The organism is Metapseudomonas boanensis, assembly GCF_042232855.1.
Taxonomy (GTDB): Bacteria; Pseudomonadota; Gammaproteobacteria; order Pseudomonadales; family Pseudomonadaceae; genus Metapseudomonas; species Metapseudomonas boanensis.
In genome coordinates, this window is the sequence record NZ_CP113889.1 from 2768688 (window position 1) to 2791228 (window position 22541).

Below are 22541 nucleotides of genomic sequence, written 5' to 3' on the forward strand. Positions count from 1 at the left end.
CGCTGGTGGATCGATGAAACGTGATCCCTCTGCAATTGACTGTCACCCATGAAAAAGCCCCGATGCTTCGGGGCTTTTTCATGCTGGGCGGACCTTACAGGCGCAGGCCGCCGTCTAGCTCCAGGACACGACCGGTGTAATAGTCGTTCTCCAGGATGTAGGCCACCGAATGGGCAATCTCCATTGGCTTGCCAAGACGCTTGAGCGGGATGCCCGAAGTCATCTTTTCCAGAGCTTCCGGCTTCATGCTGGCGACCATGTCGGTCTCGATGAAGCCCGGCGCCACGCCGGCCACGCGGATGCCGTAGCGTGCCAGCTCTTTGGCCCAGACCACGGTGTCGGCAGCGACACCGGCCTTGGCGGCGGAGTAGTTGGCCTGGCCCATGTTGCCGGCGCGGGAGATGGAGGAAATGTTGATGATCGCGCCTTCGTTGTTCAGTTCGATCATTTTGGCGGCGACTTCACGGGTGCAGAGGAAAACACCAGTCAGGTTAACGTCAATCACGGCCTGCCACTGGGCCAGGCTCATCTTGGTCATCTCGCCGTCCTTGACCTTGATGGTCAGGCCGTCGCGCAGGATGCCGGCGTTGTTCACCAAGCCGTTGATGGCTCCGAAGTCTTCGGCCACCTGGGCGACCATGTGGTTCACCTGCTCTTCATTGGCCACGTTGCACAGATAGGCACGGGCGTGGCCACCGGCAGCCTTGCAGGCGGCCACGGCTTCGTCGAGCTTCTCCTGGTTCAGGTCAACAAGGGCCAGCTTGGCGCCTTTGGCCGCCAGATACTCACCCATGGCGCGGCCGAGGCCCTGGCAACCACCGGTGATGATGATGACCTTGTCTTTCAGTTGCATGTGAAATCCCCTCGAATAACGGTCGCTTTGCCCCGCTGGCGCCATAAACCGCTATTCTGGGCGCCCGTCCGTTTTCGACGGATTCTTTGCGAGGAGTCAGAAGGTGAGCGTGAAAGGCGCAAAGCATGCCCGAGAATTGCTGCTCAAGGAATACCGCGGAGTGCTCTCGACTCACTCCAAGGCCATGCCAGGCTTTCCTTTCGGATCGGTGGTGCCCTATTGCCTTGACGCGGCGGGCCGCCCCCTGATCCTCATCAGCCGCATTGCCCAGCACACCCATAACCTGCAGCAAGACGCGAAATGCTCGCTTCTGGTGGGGGAGCGCGGTGCCGACGACGTCCAGGCGGCTGGGCGCCTGACCCTGCTGGCGGAGGCGCGGCAGATCACCGAGCCGGCCGAGGTCGATTTGGCTGCAGCTCGCTACTACCGCTATTTCCCTCAGGCTATTGATTACCACCGCACCCATGACTTCGACTTCTGGGTGCTGGAGCCGATACGCGCGCGATATATCGGCGGTTTCGGCGCGATTCACTGGGTCGACCAGCTAGTCCTGGCCAACGACTTCGCTGGCGAGGCCGAGGTCGGTATGCTGGAACACATGAACAGCGATCATGCCGCGGCCATCGCCCATTACGTCGAACTGGCCGGCCTGCCCTCCGAGCCTGAGGCGGAAATGGTGGGTATCGATACTGAAGGGTTCCACCTGCGGATAGGTCAGATCTTGCACTGGCTGCCTTTCCCAACATCCTGTAACAACCCGGGCGCAGTTCGTCAGGCCTTGGTGCAGCTGGCTCGCGCGACCACCTGGCCGACCAGTGGCGACGCCCAACCTTGAATTGATCGGCTGGCGACTTCATCTATCCACTGTCTGGAAGCTGATCTTCCGCCAAGGAAACCCCTGATGCGCGCCGTACTGTTCCTGTTCCTGCTGTTCCCGCTGATCGAATTGGCCGTCTTGATCAAGGTCGGCAGCGCCATCGGCGTGCTACCGACGCTGCTGCTGGTGATCGGTACGGCGTTGCTCGGCAGCGTCCTGCTGCGCGTGGCGGGGGTCGCAACCGCCTGGCGTGCCCGTGAGCGATTGGCGCGCGGCGAAGTACCCGAGCAGGAAATGCTCGAAGGCCTGTTGATCGCAGTTGGTGGTGGTTTGCTGCTGCTGCCGGGGTTCATCAGTGACATCTTCGGGCTGCTTTGCCTGATCCCTTTCACCCGTCGCCTGTTCATCCGTCGCCTGCGCCAGCGCGTAGCGGCCCAGGCCATGCGCCAACGTGCCTTTGCCGATGACCTGTCTGCGCGCAGCGGGCAGACTCGGCCGAATGTGATCGAGGGCGAATACGAACGCCGTGATCGCTAAAGCACTACTGAAATTTTTTGTGATAGCCCCCTTGAAATACCTCCAGCTGCCCCTATGTATGGGTCACCGCAAGGTTCCTGCCTAATCGGCAGGTCTGATTTCAGCGGCGTGCTCTGCGCGCTGCAACCGGCCCCGCCGGACATTACCAACCCGCCGGTGTCTACATCGGTCGAAAGAAACAACACTATTGGGAGAGATCGACAATGAAGCTTCGTCCTCTGCATGACCGCGTCGTGATCCGTCGCAGCGAAGAAGAGACCAAAACCGCCGGCGGCATCGTGCTGCCGGGCTCGGCCGCCGAGAAGCCGAACCGTGGCGAAGTCGTCGCTGTTGGCACCGGTCGCCTGCTGGACAACGGCGAAGTGCGTCCGCTGGCCGTCAAGGTCGGTGATCAAGTGGTGTTTGGCCCGTACTCCGGCAGCAACACCATCAAGGTCGATGGCGAAGAACTGCTGGTGATGGGCGAAAGCGAAATCCTCGCCGTCGTCGAAGCCTGAGTTCCGCGAATCTCCGTTTAATTTCCAAGAATTGAGGATCAATCAACATGGCTGCTAAAGAAGTCAAATTCGGCGATTCCGCTCGCAAGAAAATGCTGGTCGGCGTTAACGTCCTGGCCGATGCCGTCAAGGCTACCTTGGGCCCGAAAGGCCGCAACGTTGTGCTGGACAAGAGCTTCGGTGCTCCAACCATCACCAAGGATGGCGTGTCCGTTGCCAAGGAAATCGAGCTGAAAGACAAGTTCGAGAACATGGGCGCCCAGCTGGTAAAAGACGTTGCCTCCAAGGCCAACGATGCTGCCGGTGACGGCACCACTACCGCTACCGTTCTGGCCCAGGCCATCGTCAACGAAGGCCTGAAGGCCGTTGCCGCCGGCATGAACCCGATGGATCTGAAGCGCGGCATCGACAAGGCCACCATCGCCATCGTTGCCCAGCTGAAAGAGCTGGCCAAGCCGTGCGCTGATACCAAGGCCATCGCCCAGGTAGGCACTATCTCGGCCAACTCCGATGACTCCATCGGCAACATCATTGCCGAAGCCATGGAAAAAGTCGGCAAGGAAGGCGTGATCACCGTTGAAGAAGGTTCCGGCCTGGAAAACGAACTGTCTGTCGTAGAAGGCATGCAGTTCGATCGCGGCTACCTGTCCCCCTACTTCATCAACAAGCCGGACACCATGGTCGCCGAACTCGACGGCCCGCTGATCCTGCTGGTAGACAAGAAGATCTCCAACATCCGCGAAATGCTGCCGGTGCTGGAAGCCGTTGCGAAAGCTGGCCGTCCGCTGCTGATCGTCGCCGAAGATGTGGAAGGCGAAGCCCTCGCCACCTTGGTTGTCAACAACATGCGTGGAATCGTCAAAGTCGCAGCCGTCAAGGCTCCGGGCTTCGGCGACCGCCGCAAGGCCATGCTGCAGGACATCGCCATCCTGACTGGCGGTACCGTGATTTCCGAAGAAGTCGGCCTGAGCCTGGAAAGCGCCTCCTTGGAGCACCTGGGTAACGCCAAGCGCGTTGTGCTGAGCAAGGAAAACACCACCATCATCGACGGCGCTGGCGCCCAGGCGGACATCGAAGCCCGCGTTGCGCAGATCCGCAAGCAAGTCGAGGAAACCACCTCCGACTACGACCGCGAGAAGCTGCAAGAGCGCCTGGCCAAGCTGGCCGGCGGTGTTGCCGTGATCAAGGTTGGTGCGGCTACCGAAGTCGAGATGAAAGAGAAGAAGGCCCGCGTTGAAGACGCCCTGCACGCTACCCGTGCTGCGGTTGAAGAAGGCGTGGTTCCTGGCGGTGGTGTTGCCCTGGTACGCGCTCTGCAGGCTATCGAAGGCCTGAAAGGCGACAACGAAGACCAGAATGTCGGTATCGCCCTGCTGCGTCGTGCTGTCGAAGCTCCGCTGCGCCAGATCGTTGCCAACGCTGGTGACGAGCCGAGCGTGGTCGTCGACAAGGTCAAGCAAGGTTCCGGCAACTACGGCTTCAACGCTGCTACCGGTATCTACGGCGACATGATCGAGATGGGTATTCTCGACCCGGCCAAGGTCACCCGCTCCGCACTGCAAGCCGCTGCCTCCATCGGCGGCCTGATGGTCACCACCGAAGCCATGGTTGCTGAAGTGGCTGACGACAAAGGTGCTCCGGCCATGCCGGACATGGGCGGCATGGGCGGCATGGGCGGCATGATGTAAGCTACCTGGCCATCCGGTCTGAAAAAGCCCCGCACTTGTGCGGGGCTTTTTTATGATTGGTGCAAAGTGCCATCCCTGATGCGAACTCAGGGTGCAAAATCGACCCAGGGCGCTTAAGGTCCCAACTGGACCTTCAGTGCTTTGGGGTATGGAGACAATCTGATGCGGATTCTGCTTGTCGAGGACAACCACGACATTCTGGCCAACATGGTCGACTACCTGGAACTCAAGGGGTATGTCGTCGACTGCGCCCGTGATGGGCTTTCCGGTCTCCACCTGGCCACCAGCGAGCATTATGACCTGATCGTCCTCGACATCATGTTGCCGGGCCTGGATGGCTACAGCCTTTGCCGGCGACTGCGTGAGGAGGCCCGGCGAGATACGCCAGTGATCTTCCTGACTGCCCGGGACTCCCTGGATGACCGCCTGCAGGGATTCAAATCTGGGGCCGATGACTACTTGCTCAAGCCCTTTGCGCTCTCCGAGCTAGCCGCGCGTATCGAGGCTGTATTGCGCCGTTCCCAGGGCGGCGGCAAGCGCATTCTGCAGGTGGCTGATCTTTGTTATGACCTCGACACTCTCGAGGTCAGCCGTGGTGGCAAGGCCTTGAAGCTCAACCCTATCGGCCTCAAGCTCCTCGCGGTATTGATGCAGAAAAGCCCGCATCTGGTTCGCCGCGAAGCGCTGGAAGAGGCCCTGTGGGGCGATGACTGCCCGGACAGCGACAGCTTGCGCAGTCACATCCATCAATTGCGCCAGGTGATCGACAAGCCTTTCAGCAACCCTTTGCTGCATACCCAGCACGGTCTGGGGTACCGCCTGGCGGAGTCGGCCGATGGAGTTTAGGCAAAGCCTGGCACGACGCATTGTCATCGCCTTCGTGCTGATGACGGCGCTGGTGGGTGGAGCCTTCGCGATCGGCATCATAGAGGTGGTGCACCTGATCGAGGAGCAATTGATCTCCCGTGACCTGAGCAACGAGTTGCATCGAGTCTTGGCGCAGAACATCGCCAAGGGGCGGGTTCCCAGTCTCGACAGTGACACCCGTTTCTTCACCAGCGATGGCCAATGGGGACAACTCATCCCTCCTGAGTTGGATGCACTTGCGCCGGGTTTCCATGAGGTTTTCGAGGATGAGCGTTCCTACCACGCCCTGATTCGTGAGATCGAGGGGCGACGCTACATCCTGCTGCAGGACCAAAGCGATTTCGAGGCACGCGAGCAGGTACTCTACCGCGTGGTGATGGTGGGCTTCGGACTCAGCGTCATGTTGTCCGCGTTGCTGGGCTGGCTGCTGGCGCGCAAGGTCATCGAACCCGTGGTTCGCCTCGCGCGGCAGGTGCGCCATCGCGATCAGCTGCTTGGCCTGGCGCCTCCGCTGGCGCCTGATTACGCCGACGATGAGGTTGGTCAGCTGGCGCGTGCCTTTGACGACACCTTGGGGCGCCTGCATGAAGTTCTGACCCGTGAGCGGCTGTTCACTAGCGATGTCAGCCATGAACTGCGTACGCCGTTGATGGTGCTCGCCAGCTCCTGCGAACTGCTGGAGGAGAATCCGCACCTTGACCTGCGCGCCCAGGCGCAAATACAGCGCATTGCCCGTGCCACACAGGAGATGAGGGACCTGGTGCAGACTTTCCTCATGCTCGCCAGAGCCCAACGCGAAGAAATCAACCTGGCTCCCCAGGCCAGCTTGAACACGGTGGCTGACGAACTCGTCGCCCAGTGGCGGAATGCCATCGAGCAAAAGGGCCTTCGTTTCGAGTATCTGCCGGGTGTCCTGCAGGAAGGGCGCTACAACGCTGCTTTCCTGAGGTCGGTGCTGGGCAATCTTCTGCGAAACGCATTGCATTACACCGATACTGGAACAATTCGTCTTGCATTGCAGGATGGCAGTTTCGTGGTCGAGGACAGTGGCGTGGGCATTCCTGCCGAGAGTCGTGAGGCAATGTTCCGTCCTTTCGTGCGAGGTGACGAACGGCGCGGAGACGGCCTCGGGCTAGGGCTTTCGCTGGTTCAACGCATCTGTGACAGCCAGGGTTGGACAGTCAGCTTGTCGGATATGCATCCCTCCGGTTGCCGCTTCAAGGTAGATTTGGACGGTCGCGCCCAGCACACGCCTTGACGGATTTTTCACCTGGGTTCGACCTTTTCTTCATTCGCGGCTAATTAGAGTCGCGGCTCTCTTTGGGGGATATCTACTGTTCAGGCGTCGCACAGCGTTGCGATGCAGGTTCCCCATTGCGTGTACCAAGTACCCGTCAACGCGGAGCGGTAGCTCCTTGTGAAGTAGGGCTGCATGGGTGCCGTCCGTCCGTCCGTTCGTCGGCGGGGCAGGTTCGAGTGGCGCGAATGCCAAAGGCCGAAATAGAGCCTCCAGTGTCCCCTCCGATGTTTTTTTCCAGTCGTCCGACCGATTTCGTGGCGCACCGTTCGTCACGCAAAAGGGCTAATTCAAGGCGGCTGATCTAGGTTTACTGAGCAGCGTTTGGCAGCGCTATCAAGGGGTTGCGATCATGAAGTTAGAAGTCACACGAGCATTGTTCCTTGTCGGTGCCTTGGGAGTGGCCTCCCTGGCGGCGGCCGCCTGGCAAGAGCCGTCGCCTTCCGTGGTCAGCGTCAACGGTCTGGGCTATTGTCCGTTGCCGCCTAATCTGCGATCGAAAGCCCAGACGCAGCAGCCAGATCAGAACTTGGTGCTGTTGATGTTCGGCCTGTCCCAAAGCTTGCGGGCCCAGTAACGGTAGTCTGCTGGCTGGCGGACAGTCCGAGTAGGTAGCTTGGGAGGGGCAGCACGGGGTATTGGAGCCGGCGCTCTTCGCCATCGGATCACTTGATGGGGAGCGCGGGGAGAGTAAGCAAGCCGGTGGCCTGCTTGGCGAATGAGCCAGTCCTCCTGGCTCGCCCTGCGAGATATCCAGCGTTTCCGGGGGATAACCGTGAGGATTTACAAGAAAGCCCCGCCATTGCGGGGCTTTCTTGTGCTCCGGGCTTCAGTGGCTCAGTGCTGTCGCCACTTCTGGCTGCGCATCCTTCTTCGCCAGCAGGGTGTAGACGCATGGCAGGACGAAGAGCGTGAACAGGGTACCGATCGACATGCCGGTGGCGATGACCAGGCCGATGTCGAAGCGGCTCACCGCCCCCGCGCCGGTAGCCAGGATCAGCGGCACCATGCCGAAGACCATAGCCGCGGTGGTCATCAGCACCGGGCGCAGACGAATGGCAGCGGCTTCCTCGACGGCCTCCCTGGCGCTCAGCCCCTTCTCCCGACGCAGCTGGTTGGCGAACTCCACGATCAGGATGCCGTGCTTGCTGATCAGGCCGATCAGCGTCACAAGACCTACCTGGGTGTAGATGTTCATGCTCGATACGCCGAGGAAGAGTGGGATCAGCGCGCCGCAGATCGACAGCGGCACGGTGACCAGTATCACCAGCGGGTCGCGGAAGCTTTCGAATTGTGCGGCCAGGACCAGGAATATGATCGCCAATGCCAGTGCGAAGGTGACGTAGAGCGCGCTGCCTTCCTGCACGTACTGTCGCGAGGCGCCTGCGTAGTCGAAGGCAAAGCCGCGCGGAGCCTCTTCCCGTGCGATCTGGGATACGGCGTCGATGGCCTCGCCCATACTGACGATCGGGAAGCCTTCGATGATTGCCGAGTTGAGCTGCTGGAACTGCTTGAGCTTGGTCGGTCGCGCGCTGTCATGCACGCGGATCAGGGTTGCCAGTGGCACCATGGCGCCACTCTCGCTCTTGACGTAGTAGTTGCCCAGCCAGCCCGGGTTGTCGCGGTAGGCGCGCTCCACCTGGGCAATCACCTTGTAGCTACGGCCATCGATGGTGAAGCGGTTGATTTCCCCTTCGCCGAGGAGAATCGCCAGGGTTGAGCCCAGGTCCTCCATCGAGACGCCCATCTGCGCTGCCTTTTCACGGTCGATCTCGACCACCACTTCCGGCTTGTCGAACGCCAGGTCGACGTTGAGGAAGGCGAACTTGCCGGACTCCTGCGCGCGTTGCTTGATGCGTTCAGCCACTTGCAGCAGTGACTCGTAGTCGTTGGGGGTGTTAATGACGAATTGGAAGGGCAGGCCTTCGCCGGTACCCGGCAGCGACGGCAGGTTGAAGCCGAAGATCTGCAGGCCGGGAATCTCGTTCAGCTTGCCCTGCACCTCATGGAGCAGCTCCATCTGGGTCCGCTCGCGTTCGTCCCAGGGTTTCAACAGGAAACCGCCGATTCCCGCTTGCACGCCGTCGAACCCGTTGATCTGGAACGAGGAGTAGTACTCGGGGAAGGCCTTGAAGATTTCCACGAATTGCTCGGTGTAACGGTTCAGGTAATCAAGGTTGGTCGGTTGCGGCGCCTTGGCCATGAGAAAGACGATGCCTTGGTCTTCGTCCGGGGCCAGCTCGCTCTTGGTGAACTTCAGCAGCACCGGGATCAGGCAGAGCACGATCACCGCGAACACCACCACCACCGGGCGTGTGTTGAGAGTGTTGTGCAGCGCGCGTTGATAGCGGTGCTTGAGGCGCTCGAAGATCATGTCCAGGCGGTGTGCGAGCCCCGAGGGGTTTTCTTCGTGACGCAGCAGTTTGGAGCACATCATCGGCGAAAGGGTCAGCGCAACAATGCCAGAGATGATCACCGCACCGGCCAGGGTCAAGGCGAACTCGCGGAAAAGCGCGCCAGTCAGGCCTTCGAGAAAGCCGATTGGCGCGTATACCGCTGCCAGTGTGATGGTCATCGAGACCACCGGCCCGGCGATCTCCCGTGCACCTTCGATAGCGGCATCGAACGGCGTCTTGCCCTCCTCGATGTGTCGGTGGATGTTTTCGACCACCACGATCGCGTCGTCCACCACCAGGCCGATAGCCAGCACCATGGCCAGCAGCGTCAGCAGGTTGATCGAGTAGCCCATCAACTGCATGAAGAAGAGCACGCCGATCATCGACAGGGGGATGGTGATCACCGGAATCAGCACGGAACGGAAGGCGCCGAGGAACAGGAACACGACCACGATGACGATCAGCACCGCTTCGGCCAGGGTCTTCACCACCTCGTCGATTGAGGCCTGGATGAAGCGGGTGGCGTCGTAGGCGATGGACGCCTTCAGATTCGGCGGCAGCTGAGCTTCCAGCTCCGGCATGAGCGCCCGCACGTGCTTGATCACATCCAGGGGGTTCGAGCTGGGCGTACCCTTGATGCCGATATAGACGGACGGAATGCCATCGAATGAGCTGATCGAGTCGTAATTCTCCGCACCCATCTCCACGCGTGCGATGTCACGCACCAGCACGCGGCTGTCGCCCTCCGTCTTCACCGGAATGGCCGCGAAAGCCTCGGGGGACTTGAGGTCGGTGGCGGCGTTGATGCTGGTCACCACGTATTGGCCCTTCACCTCGCCAGCGGCGGACAGGAAGTTGTACTTGCGTACGGCATCGTTGACGTCGCTCGCAGTGATGCCATACGCAGCCATGCGTACCGGGTCCAGCCAGAGCCGCATGGCGAATACCTGGTTGCCTAGGATCTCCGCCTCGGCCATGCCCGGCAGGGTGGCCAGCTTCGGCTGGATGACCCGCGACAGGTAATCGGTGATCTGCGGGTTGGATAGCTGATCGCTGTAGAAGCTGATGTACATCAGGGCCGTGGAGTCGGCGGCTTCCTTGGACAGCACCGGGTCCTCGGCGTCCTGTGGCAGCTGGTTCTTCACCTCGTTGGCCTTGGCCAACAGCTCGGTGAAGAGGCGGTCGGAGTTGGCGCCGATACGGGCGTAGATCTGGATGATCGACAGGTTCTGCTGGCTCGACGAAGTCATGTAGTCGATGCCTTCGGCGCTCGCCAGGCTCTGTTGCAGCGGCTGGGTGATGTAGCCCTGGATGGTCTCGGCGTTGGCGCCGGGGTAGGCCGTGGTTACCGTGATCAGGGCGTTTTCCATCTGTGGGTACTGGCGGATCACCAGCTTGCTGAAGGCCTGCATGCCCAGCAGCACGATCAGCAGGCTGACCACGGTCGCCAATACCGGCCGACGGATGAAAGGATCTGTGAAAGCCATATGCAATTCCTTCGCGCGCAGCCGTCAGTACTCGGTGCGGGCTTGATTGTCAGGTTTGGCCAGCAGGCTCTGGTCAGGGACGATGGCGACGTGAGAGCCGTTGTCCAGCTTGAGCTGGCCGGAGGTGACCACCTGCTCGCCCGATTTCAGTCCCTTGAGCACGACGACCTGGCCATCGCGATGTTCGCCGGTTTCGACGAAGCGGCGTTCGACCACAAGGCTCGACTTGCCTTCGGCATCCTTCTCTTCGCCGACCACATACACCGAGTTGCCATAGAGCGTGTAGGTGATGGCGCTTTCCGGCACCACGATCCGCAGGTGTTCACCGGGCAGCAGCACTTCCAGGTTGGCGAACATGCCGGGTAGCAGTTTGCCGTCCGGGTTCTGCAGCACCGCGCGGACCTGCAGGTTGCGTGTGGCCTCTTCCACTTTCGGGTTGATCGCGGCGATGTCGCCTTCGAAGACTTCGCCCGGGAAGGCTGCGACGCTGATGCGCACCTTCTGCCCGACGGCCAGCTGCGGAGCAGCCTGCTCCGGCAAGTAGAAGTCGACGAACAGGGTGCTCAGGTCCTGCAGGGTGGCGATGATGGTGCCCGAGGAGAGGAAGTCGCCTACATCGACCTGGCGAATACCGATGGTGCCAGTGAAGGGCGCGACGATGCGTTTCTTGTTGAGCAGGGCCTTGAGTTGGCCGACCTTTCCGGTAGCTGCTTGCAGTTCGGACGCCAGGCGGTCGAACTCGCTCTTGGAAATGTTCTGCCTGCTCACCAGGCTGCGACCGCGTTCGAACTCGACACGGGCCAGGCTAAGTTCCGCTTCGGACGTGGCCAGGCTGGCCTTTTCGACATCACTGTCCATCTGGATCAGGGGTTGTCCCTGCTTGACCTTCTCGCCAGACAGGAACAGCACGTCCTGGACGGTGCCACTGGCTTCCACGGTCAGGTCTACGCCTTGCAGGGACCTGAGGCTGCCGATAGCCGGCAGGCGGCTTTGCCAGGGGACTTCGACCGACTTCTCGGCGGAAACGTTGATTGGCGGTTGTGGGGCCGAAAAAGTCTGGACCTGCTTGTAGATCGAGAATCCTTTGTAGGCGGCGAGGGCGAGCACCACGAGGGCAACCACGCCCAGCATGATGAGCATGCGGCGGAGCAACATATTCCGGTTCCTTGGCAGGGCAAAATGAGGCCTGGGAATAGGCGAGGTTTGCACCTTAGTCCTAGTCCCAATTCAAGTCAAAGCCTAGAAATTTCGGAACGTTGCAAGTTGGGGGTTTGGCCAGCCTTGATGGCGAGAATCGCCGGAGATCGTGAAGGATCGATGCAGGCAGTGTAGGTGGTTCTTCGTATTTTCTGATCGACGGGCCAGGAATGCCGCCTCAGCTCCGAGGCGAGGCATTTGTGCGGATTTGATGTCCCAGGAAGCCACGGCGGCGGACTTCCTGGTGGATCAGGTGAGGTGCAGGTGGTTGTCCCAGAGACCGGCCGGTAATTGAAGCGGGGTGACGGCAATCGTTTCGCTTTGGCAATCATAGAGACGGCAGCGTCCCTGGCCCGAAGTCACGACGAAACCGTCCCTGACCGCGCCGACCCCGGCGCAATCCGGCAAGGGTGCATCTAGCCGGATGGCTCCGGTGTCTAGATCCCAGATGAAGAAACGGTTGCCGCGCGGCGCCGTCAATGCAACCAGGCGCAGGTCATCGTGGATTGCCACGCTGGCGGTGTACTGGTTCATCGCCAGGCGCTGTTCGTCGCCGAGCGGGAAGGGTAGGAAGGGTTGCCCAGGCCGCTTGATGGCCAGCAGGTCGGCATGGTCGCTCGCCTCGCCCATGTATTGCTGACCCGCGACGACAGTACCGTCGGCACCGATTGCCAGGTGGCGGATGCTGTTCATCTGCTGCGGCAGGGTTTCCCGGGAAAGCAGGCTGCCGTCCCGGCGCATCAGCACCAGACTTGGCTCCATAGCATCGAGATTCATCTCGACACGGCTTTCGGCTTCAGTGCGAATGCCGCCATTGGCTACCACCAGGGTTTCCCCATCGGGAAGCCAGGCGACCTGGTGCGGCCCCAGACCGTGGGTGGAGAGTTCGCCGCTGTGAACAAGCTGCCCGTTTTGGAAACGGTACTGGCCGAGTACGCCGCGGCCAGGATCAGTGGTGTCATTTTCGGTAGCGTAGAGCCACTCGCCGTTGCGGTGGAACACCCCATGCCCGTAGAAGTGGCGGTTCGCCTGCGATTGCAGGGTCTGCAGCAGGCGCCCATCGCGCAGGTCGATCAAGTAGCTCTCGGTTCCCGGGCGACGGGCGACGAAAAGTGCTACCGGCTCGTTCGGATGCTCGACGATGTCGTGGCAGCGCTGGGCGACGCGGGTGGCGAAGCCCCGAGTGCCGTCTAGCCGGTAGCCCACTGCGTAGTGATGTCCATCGGCGTCATCGCGGGCGGAGAGCAGCAAGGGCGAGCTGCCTTTGCGGCTCAAGGTCCAGCCGCCGAGCGTTACAGCGCCCAGCAGCAGGCTGGCAAGAGTGAGAACCTGGCGGCGCAGCATCTCAGTCACCGTCGTTGGCATTGAAGCCGAGTTGCACGCCCAAGGCACGGGCCAGGTCGCCTGAGTGCAGGCGCTGGACCTTGTCCAGGCTGTCGTAGAAAACGTTCACCTGTGTGCGGCCGGCTTCGTCGGCGAGCAGGTCGGTGAGCGGCTTTTGCAGGCTGGTCAGCTGCTTCTCGGCGTCAGCGTAAGCTGCGTCGATGCGTTCAGCCAGGTCTTTCTGGTCGCTTCCAAGCAGGCTGCGGATGCCAGGGCCGTCGACACCGCGCCAGAGGTTTTCGGCGCTGTCCAGGCTGGCGGCCAGGTTGCTCAGCGAGCTGTGGCTGCGCCAGGCCTCGGCTTGCATCGGCTGCGGCAGGCCTTTGGTCTGGCGGCCGAGTGGGGTGCCAAGCTTCTTCTTCAGGGTATCCAGGGCGGTGACCTGGACTCGCAGTAACTCGGAGATGGCTTCGTGGGAATCCGCGTAGCGCGTGTTGGGGAAAGTGCTGAGTTGCTCGAGCATGCCGTCTTTGGCGTTCCAACGCGCCAGGATCTCTTCGGCAAGGATCTTCTGGCGCTCGCCGATGGCCTGTAGCAGCGGGCAATAGCGGGCCTTTTGGGCGCCGTCGGCCATGTCCAGGTTGCTGTCGAACAGAATGTACTCGTAGGCGGACAGGCCCTGCACTACCACGCTCGATTTCGCCAGGGCGGCCGCATCGACTTGCGGCTGCGCCTTGATCAGTTGTTCGACCTGACGGCCAACCAGGTTTTTCTTGTCCGGCCAGAACTGCACCTGCCAGGCGCGGTTGCCCTCGGCCAGCGGGCCGATCATCAGTGGTTGCAGTTCGGCCCAGGCTTTCTGCGCGGCGAGGAAGTCCGCGCGAGCCTTATCCAGATCCTCTTTGCCGGAGCAGAAGGCCAGCGCGCTGGCAGCGAGCTGCTGGTCCGCCTCCACCCAGCGGCTGTAAGTCGGAAGGATCACCTGCTTGGCCAGGGCGGCAGCGGTCTGCGCCTGTGGGTCCTGTGGTGCGCAGGCGCCGAGGGCGAGGGCGGCAAGGCTGGAGAGCAACAGTTTGGGTCGGAACATTGCGGGGCTCCTTAAAGGGAATTCAGGAAGGCCAGCAGCGCGGCGCGCTGCCTGGCATCGAATTGCAGGACCTGCTGCCTGGCCGCTTCGGCCTCGCCTCCGTGCCAGAGAATAGCCTCGAGCAGGTTGCGTGCGCGGCCGTCATGGAGGAACTGGGTATGGCCATTGACGGTTTCGGTGAGGCCGACGCCCCACAGAGGCGGCGTCCGCCAGTCGCGGCCTCCTGCCCGGAATTCGTCACGGCCATCGGCGAGACCTTCACCCATGTCGTGCAGGAGCAGGTCGCTGTAAGGACGGATGAGCTGGTTGGCCAGTTCAGGCTCGGCAGCATCCGCCGCCGTGGTAAAGCTTGGTGTGTGACAGCCCTGGCAGCCCGCCTGGTGGAACAGGCCTTTACCCTCCAAGACTTGCGGTGCTTCGACTTCGCGTCGTGCTGGCACGGCGAGGTTGCGGCTGTAGAACAGCACCAGGCGTAGGATGTTGTCGCTGACCTCGGGCTCGCCGCCATTCACGGTCGTCAGGCAATCCGTCTGCGCAGGTGTGCAGTCGTCACGGGACAGCAGAGTAGTGGTCAGGCCCATGTCGCCGGAGAAGGCGTGGGCATTCTGCTGGTTGAGGGTGGGTTGGCCGGCCTTCCAGCCGAAGCGGCCGAGCACGGTGTTACCTGCGGCATCGTCCCAGACCTGGTTGGGGCGACCATGAATGCCGTCGCCGTTGCGGTCCTCGGGGTCGGCATTGGCGAGGATGGCCGATTCGGGGATGGCTTCCAGCAGACCCAGGCCGATCATCGGCGGAGCTACACGGGCAGAGAAGAGCGTATCCGGTTGCATGGGCCCGTAGCCCAGCTGGCTAATGGAGAGGCGCGGCTTGCGCAGCTCGACGCGGGTGCCGTCGGCGAAGCTCACCGGCACGCTTTCGTACTCGATGCGAACCTTGCCCTCAGGCGATACGCCGGGGCTGGCCATGTCCTGCAGCTGGCCGCCATAGACCGGCTCGGGCACCACTCCGAGGCGCTCGAGCATCCGTGCGTGTTCCGCTGATGAATCTGCCGGGATCGACAGGCGTACCAGCATGGAAACGGCATTACCGGCGCTTGGTCCGGGCGGGTGGCCGCGGCCGTCCTTGACGTGGCAGTTCTGGCAGGCGTTGGTGTTGAACAGCGGTCCCAGTCCATCGCGGGCGATAGTGGTAGCGGGTGCGATCACCCAGGGATTGCGGAAGAAACTGTTGCCCACGCTGAAGTCCAGGCGGCGCGTTGGCGTGAGATTGGCCGAGGGCATGGAGAAGGCATTGCGGTCGAACTGGCGGACGGTTGCCGTGCCACCGGAAAGTGCTTCGCCTGGTTCGGCCTGGGCGAACTTCGGCGCGTCGTCGCAGGCGCTGAGGCCGATGACCAGGAGCAGGGGCGACAGGCGGCGAAGGGCCGGTGGAACGAGCATGGGTGAGACTCGGACGGCGAAAATTCAGGCGCGCAAGCTTATCAGGCTGTGGAGATTTGAATAAGAGGGATTTGCGTTTACTTGTAGGTGCCAGGACTGGCATGTGGGAGCTGTCCGCGAATCAGCCTTCAGGGCTGCCCTTCAGAACTCGGCCAGGGCCGCTGCGCGGCCTTTCGCAAGTGAATTCGCCCCACAGGTGCGGGAGGTCATTTCTTCGAGCACAAAAAAAAGCGGATGCGGCACTGGGCCGCATCCGCTTTTGGTCACCGCAGCGTCGATCAGAACTGGTGATCTGCGTTGTCCGGCTTCAGGTCGGTGATGCCGAGCTTGGCCGAGGCCTGCTCAATGGCACCGGTCTGCTTGACCAGGGCGGCGATGGCATCGCGCACCAGTTGCTGGCCGGCGGTATTGTCGGCGGCGATCAACTGGTCGAAGTGCACGTCCTTGTTGGCGCTGTCGACCAGGGCCTGCAGCTTGCCTTCGGTAGCTTCCAGGTCGGCCTTCAGGGTGGTGTCGGTCGGTGAGTCGATCTTGGCGACAAGGGACGACAGGCTTGGGCCGCTCAGGGTGGTTCCGTCGACCTTCTTGTACTCGCCCAGGTAGACGTTGCGGATACCCTTGCCGTTGTAGAAGTGCGAGTTGTGGGTGTTGTCGCTGAAGCAATCGTGCTCGTCTTCGGTGGAGTTGGCTTCCAGCGCGACTTTCATGCGCTCGCCAGCCAATTCGCCGAGGGACAGGCTGCCCATGCCGAAGAGCATCTTGCGCAGGCCGGACTCGACCGGTTCGGCCTCCAACTTGGCGCGGTAGTTGTCGGCGACGCCGGTTTTCCACTGGCCGACCATGTATTCAGCGTCGGCTACCAGCAGGTCGGTGGCGGCTTTCAGGTAGGCACGGCGACGCTCGTTGTGCTCGCTAGTAGCGCCTTTGCCGACCACATAGTCGGTGGCAGGGCGGTTGCCCGCGCCGGGCTTGGTGCCGTTGAGGTCCTGACCCCAAAGGAGGAACTCGATGGCGTGGTAGCCGGTGGCGACGTTGGCTTCGGAGCCGCCCAACTCGTTGAGGCTGGCCAGTTTTTCGCCAGTGATTTCAGTGACGTCGATCTTGTCTTCGCCAACCTGGATCTCAGTGTTGGCGATGATGTTGGCGGTAGCGCCCGGGTTGCCAAGGGCATGCTGGTAGTCGCCCGCAACGTAGTCGATCAGTCCTTCGTCCAGCGGCCAGGCATTCAGCTGGCCTTCCCAGTCATCCACAACCGGGTTGCCGAAGCGGAACACTTCGCTCTGCATGTACGGGACGCGGGCAGCCAACCAGGCTTCGCGAGCAGCTTTCAGGGTGTCAGCATTGGGGGTGGCGAGCAGAGCGTCGACGGCTTTCTGCAGGTTCACCGCGGTGCTGTGGGCGTCGGTGAACACGGCCAGGGCCAGGTCGGCGTAGTGGCTGACGATCTTTTTGCCTTCGGCCTGGTCGATATTGGCGGCGGCCGGTGCGCTGCTGGTAGCAGCTGGGGCAGCGGCTTGCGGAGCTGCGGCTTTCTCTTTGTCGTCACCGCAGCCGGCGAGCGAGATGGCGACAGCGAGCAGGCTGGCGGTAGCCAGGGGCATGCGAATCATGGAGAGATCCTTTGCGTCTGAGGTGATGGCTATATGGGGGCACGTGAAAACCGCAACATAATGCGAAAGATTTTCATTTTTGGAAAGACTTGGGTTTGAGCCGAGATCAGCACTTGTGCACCGGGGCTCTGCACTGCGTCCTGCTTGCCCTTAGAATGCCTCGAATCCCAAGTCCCGCAGCATTCAAGGAGAAGCCTGCATGAGTCTGACCAGTGTTGCCCTGATCGTGGTGTTGCTGCTCGCTGCCGCCTACGCAGTGATCCTCTACAACGCGCTGGTGCGCTTGAAGCATGGTGTTGGCAAGGCTTGGTCGAACATCGAGGTGCTGCTCAAGCAGCGCCACGATGAGCTGCCGAAGCTGGTGGAGACCTGCAAGCAATACATGCAGCATGAGCGCACCACCCTGGAGCGGGTGATTGCCGCGCGCAACGCCGTGGCCAGTGCCCGCGAGAAGGGTGATATCGGTGCTCTTGGCCAGGCCGAGAGTGGGCTGCGGGCGGGCCTCGGGCAGTTGTTCGCGTTGGCGGAAAATTATCCACAGCTCAAGGCGAACGAAAGTTTCCAGTTCCTCCAACAGCGCATCAGCGGACTGGAGAACGGTATCGCCGACCGCCGTGAGCTTTACAACGAGGCAGTCAACCTCAATAACGTGCGCATCGAGCAGTTCCCGGATGTGATCATCGCCGGTCTGTTCGGTTTCAAGGCCGCTGAACTGCTGGAATTCAACGAGGCCGAGAAGGCCGACGTCGACCTCAAGTCGCTGTTCGGTTGAGTCCTCCTGTGGATATCGCGGGCCTGACTATCAGCCTTGGCTTCAGCCTGGGGGCATTCGCAGGGGGTGGTTGGTGGTGCTTGCGTCGACTGGCACAGGCCCGCTTGTTGCTGGATACCCCGACCTCGAAGATCCGTTCGGCTGCCCAAGGGTACGTGGAGCTGTATGGCGTGCTCCATGAGCAGGGAGATGCCCCCTTGCTCGCGCCTCTGACTGGAAAGCCATGCCTCTGGTGGCGCTTTCGCATCGAGGAATACTCCGAGAGCGGCAAGAGGAAGCGCTGGCGGGTGCTGGAAAGCGGTGTCAGCGATGCTTGGCTATGCCTGGCCGACGCAACCGGCAGATGCCTGATCGACCCGAGGGGGGCCGAGGTGCGCCCGGCCACTCGCGAAGTCTGGAAGGGCAGCCAGCGGCATCCTCGAGCAGGCGCCGCTGCTTTCGGCATCGGCGCCTGGTTATCGAGTGGGGGCGAGTACCGTTATACGGAGGAGCGCCTGCACGTGGGCGAGCCGCTTTACGCCATCGGTGATTTTCGTACGAGTGGTGGTGGGCGTAAGGGCCTGGACCTGGCGGTGGCGCAAGGCGCGGTGATTCGCGAGTGGAAGAGCGACTTTTCCGGGCTGCTGCAGCGTTTCGACAGCGATGGAGACGGCCAACTCGGAGAAGCTGAATGGAACCGCGTACGTCTGGCGGCCCAATTGGAAGCGGAGGATCGCCATCGGCACGCGAGCACAGCGCCGGCACTCAACCATCTGCGCCGTCCTGCCGAAGCGCAGCCATTCCTGCTGTCCAGTCATGGCGAGGATGTGCTGGCCCGGCACTTCCGCTGGCAGGCGTTGTTTGGCGCTCTGCTTTGCGTGGGCGGCGCGGTAGCGACTGTTTATCTATTGCAGGTGACTGGGCTTCTGTAGAGCAGGGCCGTGGCCTGCTTGGCCAATGAGTTCGCCCCGATACGGAATTGTCTCTCAGGGAGCACTCATAGCGTGGCGGGGTTGGAAGCTGCGTTGGACAGGCGCCGGGCCTGCTTGAGGTAGAGGGTCAGTTCGCGAGCCGGCAATGGTTTGCTGTAGAGGTAGCCCTGACCTTCGTTACAGCCCTGGGCGATGATGTAGGTCTCTTGCTCTGCCGTCTCCACACCTTCGGCTATCACTTGCATACCCAGGTTGCGGGCAAGCTGGATGATGGCGCGCACGATAGTGGCATCGTCCTCGTCTTCCAGCACATCCTGGACAAAGCTCTTGTCGATTTTGATCTTGTCCAGCGGCAGGCTCTTAAGGTAGCTGAGCGAGGAGTAACCAGTCCCGAAGTCATCGATCGCGATCAGCGCGCCGGAGCGGCGCAGGCTCAGCAGGTGTTGGGCGGCGGTGGAGATGTCTTCCATCAGGCCGGTTTCGGTGACTTCCAACTCCAGGCTGCGTTGTGGCAGGCGATAGACCTGTAGCAGGTTGTTCACGACACGCGGCAATTCGGCGTGGTGCAACTGCACGGTGGACAGGTTGATGGCCATGCGCAGTTCGCTGAAGCCCTGGTCGTGCCATTCGCGCAATTGGCGGCAGGCTTGGTCCAGCACCCATTCACCGATGGCGATGATGGTGCCGTTCTGTTCGGCCAGGGGGATGAACAGGTCTGGCGGCACGAGGCCTTGTTGCGGGTGCTGCCAGCGGAGCAGTGCCTCGACACCGACGACCCGGTGGTCCCGATAGTCCACCTGTGGTTGGTAGACGAGATGCATCTCGCCACGCTTGAGGGCTTCGCGCAGGTCCTTTTCCAGCTCGCGCCGGCGGCGCATTTCGCTGTCCACACTGGCGATATAGAACTGGTAGCGGTTGCGCGAGCGGCTTTTGGCCAGGGTCATGGTCTGTTCGGCTTTCTGCAGCAGCTTCTCGGTGCTGTCGCCATCTTCGGGGAAGAGGGTGATGCCGATTGTGGCGCGCAGGCGGACTTCCTGCTGTTCGAGTGAGAAAGGGATTTCCAGGTCGTCAAGCACGCTCTGCGCCAGTTCGGCGGCTTCATAGGGTTGCTCGATATCGGCCTGGACCAGGGCGAACTGGTCGCCACCCAGGCGGGCCAGGGCGCCGAGACGGCCGCTGTGGCCGCGTAGCCGGTCGGCGAGGGCGATCAGCAACTGATCGCCGGTCTGGTAACTGAACTGCTCGTTGACGCCCTTGAAGTCGTCAAGACCGACGCACAATACTGCGACGCGGCGTTGAAGGCGACCGGCGTCTTCGAGGATGTGGTCCAGTTGCTGCTGCAATTGCTGGCGGTTCGGCAATCCGGTCAGGAAGTCGTACTGGGCCATGCGTAACAGGCTGTTCTCGGCTTCCCGGCGCAGGTGGGTATTTCGCTCAATGGAAGCCAGCAGCTCATTGGCCGTGTTTATCCACAGGCCGATTTCATTCTTTTCGTTGCCCTTGAGCATCGGCAGCTTGTGCTCGCTGGGGCGGTCAGGGTTGATGCTGGTGAGATGCTCGATGATCTTCGACAGTGGCTTGGTCAGGAGCCAGTGGTAGACGAGGTAGAGCACCAGGCCCATGGCCAGGGCTCGCAATACACCGGAAATGAAGATGATCACCGAACTGGCGACGAAGTCCTGGCCGTAGGGGGCTGTATCCAGGGTGATGCTGAGATCGCCGTAGTATTCGCTGTACGGGCTGCGACCGACCAACTGGGTTGTATAGGTCTGTTCCTTGCCGAGGATGGGGTCGGTGAGCCAGCGGGTCGGCAGGTTCGTCAGCGGCCTTTCCTTCTCCGCCAGCATCGGTTCCTTGGGATGGCCGATAGAGGCATGGCGTACCGATTCGTGTTGGAACAAGCCTTCGATGACCTGCATGCCCATCTCGCGATCCAGGCTGTACACCGCCTGGGTGGAGGGATCGCGAAACATGCCGAGGATTCGGTGGGCATCGCTGGTTACCGCTTGGCGAGTCTTGTAGGCATCGAACACGATCTGGGCGCAGCTCAATACGACTCCGACTACCAAGGCCGATAGCAGCACCACGCGCAACAGCTTCATGGACAAGCTGTGTTTGAGATCCAACTTCAAAAGGAGATTCCTTGTTCGATGCCGCCTGGCGTCAGACCGATGTGAGTATTGGCAAACACGGTGTGGCCGTCAAAGGGCAAGCGTCAGAATGCCACTACGTGTCGCATTATCTCGACGGGTCTCCCTGTTCTATGTCGGTTCGACACTCGCCAAGCTTGAGGTTGGCGCGTGAATTTCCATTTGTGCATGCCAGATATGAAGAAACCCGGCATAGGCCGGGTTTCTTCAGGGGACACGCTGGACTCAGGCTGCGTAGTTCTTGGCTACGAAGTCCCAGTTGACCAGGTTCCAGAACGCCTCGACGTACTTAGGACGCAGGTTGCGATAGTCGATGTAGTAGGCGTGTTCCCAGACGTCGCAGGTCAGCAGCGGGGTGTCGCCGCTGGTCAGCGGTACGCCAGCGCCGATGGTGCTGGCCAGGGCCAGGGAGCCGTCAGCTTTCTTGACCAGCCAGGCCCAGCCGGAGCCGAAGGTGCCGATGGCGGTCTTGGTGAACTCTTCCTTGAACTTGTCGAAGGAGCCGAAGGCTGCGTTGATAGCATCAGCCAGGGCGCCAGTGGGTTGGCCGCCGCCGTTCGGGCTCAGGCAGTTCCAGTAAAAGGTGTGGTTCCAGATTTGAGCAGCGTTGTTGAAGATGCCGCCGGAGGAGGTCTTGATGATCTCTTCCAGGCTCTTGCCTTCGAACTCGGTGCCCGGCACCAGGTTGTTCAGGTTGACCACGTAGGCGTTGTGGTGTTTGCCGTGGTGGTATTCCAGGGTCTCGGCGGACAGGTGCGGCTCGAGGGCGTTTTTCTCGTAAGGCAGCGGCGGCAATTCGAAAGCCATGATGGATCTCCTACTCAGGTCAGGTCGGTGCTTCTCGCGCGGGGCCGTTCACGGTCGGCCGAAAGGTGCGGCTGGGGTTGCTCCCCTTTTTGCCGCAAGCCCCGGATCATAGCACCCGACCTGGGGCATATCCACGCAGCAACTGTGTGGAAAAGGCCGTTCCACAGCCATCGAGTAGACGGTCGTGGCGCAGTCTTGCGCCTTACTGGCCGAGCATCAGTTGGGCGGCCATGCCGAACATCATCAGGGCAACGGTGAGGTCGAGCACGCGCCAGGTGGCGGGGCGCGCCAGCCAGGGGGCGAGCCAGGCCGCCCCGAGGGCAAGGGCGAAGAACCACACCAGCGAGGCGCTGGCCGCGCCCAGGGCGTAGGCGCCTGGCACCGTCTGGTGAGCCCCGAGCGAGCCAATGAGCAGGACGGTATCGAGATAAACGTGAGGGTTGAGCAGGGTCACCGCCAGCGCTGCAAGAAGAACGGCTCGGCGCGAGCGTGGGCCGGTTTCAGCTCCTTGCCCCAAGGCGGTGGGGCTGATGGCGCGACGCAACGCTTGTACGCCGTACCACAGCAGGAACGCTGCGCCACCCCAGCGGGCGATGTTCAGCAGCACCGGGTTCTGCGCCAGCAGCGTGGCCAGGCCGAAGACCCCGGCGCTGACCAGCAGCGCATCACAGACCACGCAAAGTGCGGCTACCGGCAGGTGATGCTCACGGCGCAGGCTCTGCGCCAGGACGAAGGCATTTTGCGCGCCGATGGCAATGATCAGGCCGGCGGCCATCAGCAGGCCATTGATATAGCTTTGCCACATG

At 61.7% G+C, this 22541-nt stretch carries 19 protein-coding genes; 9 read left to right on the forward strand and 10 right to left on the reverse strand.

Translation table 11 applies throughout. The annotated features are described in order from the left end of the window. Window positions 1–94: 94 nt before the first annotated feature. Window positions 95–853, reverse strand: coding sequence for an SDR family oxidoreductase (locus OXH74_RS12760; RefSeq protein WP_375741487.1), 759 nt, complete (start codon window positions 851–853; stop codon window positions 95–97). A gap of 103 nt (window positions 854–956) precedes the next feature. On the opposite strand from OXH74_RS12760, the gene OXH74_RS12765 reads away from it, so the two are divergent. From OXH74_RS12765 to OXH74_RS12795, 7 genes are all read left to right on the forward strand, one after another. Further along, window positions 957–1688, forward strand: coding sequence for a HugZ family protein (locus OXH74_RS12765; protein WP_375741488.1), 732 nt, complete (start codon window positions 957–959; stop codon window positions 1686–1688). A gap of 66 nt (window positions 1689–1754) precedes the next feature. Further along, the gene (locus tag OXH74_RS12770) at window positions 1755–2207 is read left to right on the forward strand and encodes an FxsA family protein (protein ID WP_375741489.1); all 453 of its coding nucleotides are present in this window, start codon (window positions 1755–1757) and stop codon (window positions 2205–2207) included. Between the two features lie 203 nt (window positions 2208–2410). Beyond that, window positions 2411–2704, forward strand: a complete 294-nt coding sequence (locus OXH74_RS12775) for a co-chaperone GroES (RefSeq protein ID WP_028628402.1) — start codon at window positions 2411–2413, stop codon at window positions 2702–2704. A gap of 47 nt (window positions 2705–2751) precedes the next feature. Continuing rightward, on the forward strand, window positions 2752–4392 hold the full coding sequence (gene groL, locus OXH74_RS12780; protein WP_375741490.1) for a chaperonin GroEL: 1641 nt from the start codon (window positions 2752–2754) through the stop codon (window positions 4390–4392). Window positions 4393–4554: 162 nt separating this feature from the next. Further along, window positions 4555–5238, forward strand: a complete 684-nt coding sequence (locus OXH74_RS12785; protein WP_375741491.1) for a response regulator transcription factor — start codon at window positions 4555–4557, stop codon at window positions 5236–5238. Then, the gene (locus OXH74_RS12790) at window positions 5228–6517 is read left to right on the forward strand and encodes a sensor histidine kinase (protein ID WP_375741492.1); all 1290 of its coding nucleotides are present in this window, start codon (window positions 5228–5230) and stop codon (window positions 6515–6517) included. Before OXH74_RS12785 ends, OXH74_RS12790 begins: the two co-directional genes overlap by 11 nt. A 391-nt stretch (window positions 6518–6908) precedes the next feature. Then, window positions 6909–7133, forward strand: coding sequence for a hypothetical protein (locus tag OXH74_RS12795; RefSeq protein WP_375741493.1), 225 nt, complete (start codon window positions 6909–6911; stop codon window positions 7131–7133). Between the two features lie 252 nt (window positions 7134–7385). Here the strand turns inward: OXH74_RS12795 and OXH74_RS12800 are convergent, their stop codons facing one another. From OXH74_RS12800 to OXH74_RS12825, 6 genes are all read right to left on the reverse strand, one after another. Then, complete coding sequence (locus OXH74_RS12800; RefSeq protein ID WP_375741494.1) at window positions 7386–10439, reverse strand: multidrug efflux RND transporter permease subunit; 3054 nt, start codon at window positions 10437–10439, stop codon at window positions 7386–7388. A gap of 24 nt (window positions 10440–10463) precedes the next feature. After that, window positions 10464–11594: an efflux RND transporter periplasmic adaptor subunit gene (locus OXH74_RS12805; RefSeq protein ID WP_375741495.1), complete on the reverse strand. Its 1131-nt coding sequence runs from the start codon at window positions 11592–11594 to the stop codon at window positions 10464–10466. A gap of 291 nt (window positions 11595–11885) precedes the next feature. Next, window positions 11886–12980 carry a DUF1513 domain-containing protein gene (locus tag OXH74_RS12810; RefSeq protein ID WP_375741496.1) on the reverse strand — a complete coding sequence of 365 codons (1095 nt, stop codon included), beginning with the start codon at window positions 12978–12980 and terminating at the stop codon, window positions 11886–11888. Window position 12981: 1 nt separating this feature from the next. Continuing rightward, complete coding sequence (locus OXH74_RS12815) at window positions 12982–14046, reverse strand: imelysin family protein (RefSeq protein WP_375741497.1); 1065 nt, start codon at window positions 14044–14046, stop codon at window positions 12982–12984. An 11-nt stretch (window positions 14047–14057) separates the two neighbouring features. After that, window positions 14058–15485 (reverse strand): di-heme oxidoredictase family protein, encoded by a 1428-nt coding sequence (locus tag OXH74_RS12820; RefSeq protein ID WP_375741498.1) that lies wholly within the window; start codon window positions 15483–15485, stop codon window positions 14058–14060. A gap of 278 nt (window positions 15486–15763) precedes the next feature. After that, window positions 15764–17095 carry an imelysin family protein gene (locus OXH74_RS12825; RefSeq protein WP_375741499.1) on the reverse strand — a complete coding sequence of 444 codons (1332 nt, stop codon included), beginning with the start codon at window positions 17093–17095 and terminating at the stop codon, window positions 15764–15766. A 199-nt stretch (window positions 17096–17294) separates the two neighbouring features. On the opposite strand from OXH74_RS12825, the gene OXH74_RS12830 reads away from it, so the two are divergent. Together OXH74_RS12830 and OXH74_RS12835 are read left to right on the forward strand one after the other, a co-directional pair. Next, a complete protein-coding gene (locus tag OXH74_RS12830; protein ID WP_375741500.1) occupies window positions 17295–17867 on the forward strand; it encodes a LemA family protein in 573 nt (190 codons plus the stop codon). 8 nt (window positions 17868–17875) lie between these two features. Next, on the forward strand, window positions 17876–18778 hold the full coding sequence (locus tag OXH74_RS12835; protein WP_375741501.1) for a GIDE domain-containing protein: 903 nt from the start codon (window positions 17876–17878) through the stop codon (window positions 18776–18778). Between the two features lie 65 nt (window positions 18779–18843). On the opposite strand, the gene OXH74_RS12840 is transcribed toward OXH74_RS12835, so the two are convergent. The 3 genes from OXH74_RS12840 to OXH74_RS12850 all read right to left on the reverse strand — a co-directional run bounded on the left by OXH74_RS12840 (window position 18844) and on the right by OXH74_RS12850 (window position 22540). Then, window positions 18844–20910: a putative bifunctional diguanylate cyclase/phosphodiesterase gene (locus OXH74_RS12840; protein ID WP_375741502.1), complete on the reverse strand. Its 2067-nt coding sequence runs from the start codon at window positions 20908–20910 to the stop codon at window positions 18844–18846. A 243-nt stretch (window positions 20911–21153) separates the two neighbouring features. Next, complete coding sequence (sodB, locus tag OXH74_RS12845; protein ID WP_215379733.1) at window positions 21154–21735, reverse strand: superoxide dismutase [Fe]; 582 nt, start codon at window positions 21733–21735, stop codon at window positions 21154–21156. Window positions 21736–21937: 202 nt separating this feature from the next. Further along, window positions 21938–22540, reverse strand: a complete 603-nt coding sequence (locus OXH74_RS12850; RefSeq protein ID WP_375741503.1) for a LysE/ArgO family amino acid transporter — start codon at window positions 22538–22540, stop codon at window positions 21938–21940. Window position 22541: the final 1 nt, after the last annotated feature.